1 rRNA gene is annotated in these 2905 nt (G+C 62.0%); it reads right to left on the bottom strand.

Annotation, left to right across the window (positions count from 1 at the left end):
* Positions 1–23: 23 nt before the first annotated feature.
* A 23S ribosomal RNA gene (locus TNMX_RS00350) occupies positions 24–2899 on the bottom strand.
* Positions 2900–2905: the final 6 nt, after the last annotated feature.

Genomic DNA, 2905 nt, shown 5'->3' with positions numbered 1-2905 from the left:
CTGGGGTGGTCATCAGGGCAAAAAGGGTCAAGACCTCGGACGATTGGGACCGGTCAGCTCAACGCCTCACGGCGCTTACACCTCCGGCCCATCCACCGGGTAGTCTTCCCGGGTCCTTACCGGCTTCACACCGTGGGAGGCCTCATCTTGGGGCGGGTTTCCCGCTTAGATGCTTTCAGCGGTTATCCCTCCCGCACATGGCTACCCAGCTTATGCCCCTGGAGGGACAGCTGGGAAACCAGAGGTGCGTCCCTTCCGGTCCTCTCGTACTAGGAAGAGCCCCCCTCAAGCCTCCTGCGCCCGTGGCGGATAGAGACCGAACTGTCTCACGACGTTCTGAACCCAGCTCGCGTGCCGCTTTAATGGGCGAACAGCCCAACCCTTGGGACCTTCTTCAGCCCCAGGATGCGACGAGCCGACATCGAGGTGCCAAACCTCCCCGCCGCTGTGGACGCTCGGGGGAGATCAGCCTGTTATCCCCGGGGTAACTTTTATCCGTTGATCGATGGCCCTTCCACACGGGACCACCGGTTCACTAGGCCCGGCTTTCGCCCCTGCTCGGCTTGCAGGCCTCACAGTCAGGCTCCCTTCTACCCTTGCGCTCTCCGGCGGATTTCCGTCCCGCCTGAGGGAACCTTTGGGCGCCTCCGTTACCCTTTAGGAGGCGACCACCCCAGTCAAACTGCCCGCCAAGCGCTGTCCCCAATCCCTTGGGTTAGGCCCCCAGCCGCATCAGGGTGGTATTTCACCGGCGCCTCCACCGCCCCCGAAAGGGCGGCTTCACAGGCTCCCACCTATCCTACGCAGACGCGACCAAGAGCCAACACCAGGCTGCAGTAAAGCTCCACGGGGTCTTTTCGTCCTGCCACGGGTAGGCCGCATCTTCACGGCCAGTTCAATTTCACCGGGTCCCTCGCCGAGACAGCGCTCCGGTCGTTACGCTTTTCGTGCAGGTCGGAACTTACCCGACAAGGAATTTCGCTACCTTAGGACCGTTATAGTTACGGCCGCCGTTCACCGGGGCTTCGGTTCAGGGCTTGCACCCCTCCCCTTGACCTTCCGGCACCGGGCAAGCGTCGCTCCCTATACCTCCTCTTACGAGTTCGCAGAGAGCTGTGTTTTTGGTAAACAGTCGCCAGAGCCTGTTCACTGCGGCTCGCCCAAAGGCGAGCACCCCTTCTCCCGAAGTTACGGGGCTAACTTGCAAAGTTCCTTGGCGAGGGTTATCCCGCGCGCCTGAGTGCTCTCGCACCCGCCCACCTGTGTCGGTTTCCGGTACGGGTTCCCATGGGTTGTGCTTAGAGGCTTTTCTCGGCTCCCTGGCTTCGGAGGGTTGTCACCCTCACGGGCTTCCCCACCACGCAGAGCACACGGGAGGCGGATTTGCCTGCCTCCCACCCTGCGCTTCTGGCCGGGCTCGTCCATGGCTCCGGTCCCCCTAGCCTAGAGCGTCCCCCCATCGCACCCATGGGAAGGGCCGGAATATTAACCGGCTGCCCTTCGGCTACGCCTCTCGGCCTCACCTTAGGCCCCGCCTAACCCTACGCTGACGACCATTGCGTAGGAACCCTTGGGCTTACGGCGACAGGGATTCTCACCCTGTTTATCGTTACTCATGCCGGCATTCGCACTTCCCTTACCTCCAGCCGCCCTCGCGGACGACCTTCATCGGCATCGGGAACGCTCCCCTACCGCCTGAGGGATCACCCCTCAGACCCGCAGCTTCGGCGCTGGGCTTAAGCCCCGATCATTTTCGGCGCAGCGTCACTCGACCAGTGAGCTATTACGCACTCTTTAAAGGATGGCTGCTTCTAAGCCAACCTCCTGGCTGTCTCAGCAACGCCACATCCTTTCCCACTTAGCCCAGACTTCGGGACCTTAGCTGGCGGTCTCGGTTGTTCCCGCGCTTGGACACGGACGTTATCGCTCGCGCCCTCACTCCCAGGCTCCACCTTAGACCCTTCGGAGTTTGACAGGGTTTGGTAGGCTGGTGGGCCCCCTAGCCCTATCAGTGCTCTACAGGCCCCAGTCAGCACCTGAGGCTGACCCTAAAGTCATTTCGGGGAGAACCAGCTATCTCCGGGTTCGGTTAGCTTTTCACTCCTAACCCCAGCTCATCCGAGGGGTTTGCATCCCCCACCGGTTCGGGCCTCCACTGGGCTTCACCCCAGCTTCACCCTGGCCAGGGCTAGCTCACCCGGTTTCGGGTCCACGGCCGCGGACTAACGCCCTATTCGGACTCGGTTTCCCTACGCCTCCGCCTCAACGGCTTAAGCTCGCCCACGACCGTGAGTCGCCGGCTCATGCTTCAATAGGCACGCCGCAACCCCTAAAGGGGCCGCGACTGCTTGTAAGCCCACGGTTTCAGGCTCTATTTCACTCCCCTCCCGGGGTTCTTTTCACCTTTCCCTCACGGTACTGGTTCACTATCGGTCACCCGGAGTACTTAGCCTTAGGCGGTGGTCCGCCCAGATTCCCCCATGGCTCCACGAACCACAGGGTACTCGGGTACCCTCACCTATCCCCTCCCCTTTCGCCTACAGGGCTTTCACCTTCTCTGGCGCTGCTTCCCAACAGCTTCGGCTAGAGTCGGGGATTCGGTATCCGAGGGCCCCACTACCCCGCCCGGACAAGCCAGACGGTTTAGGCTCTTCCCCTTTCGCTCGCCGCTACTCAGGGAGTCGCTTTCGCTTTCCTCTCCTCTGGGTACTGAGATGTTTCAGTTCCCCAGGTTCCCCCCGCCAAGGCGGTGACCCGTGTTCCCACGGGCCGGGTTCCCCCATTCGGACATCCAGGGATCCACGCCCGCTACCGGCTCCCCCTGGCTTATCGCAGGTAGCCACGTCCTTCATCGGCTCGGGTGCCAAGGCATCCACCGTGGGCCCTTAGCATCTTGACCCTCAAA

Origin of the sequence: Thermus sp. NMX2.A1 (assembly GCF_000511705.1) — a bacterium.
GTDB lineage: Bacteria > Deinococcota > Deinococci > Deinococcales > Thermaceae > Thermus > Thermus scotoductus.
Note: the sequence above shows the minus strand (reverse complement) of the source record. Positions and strands in the feature narration are given on the sequence as shown.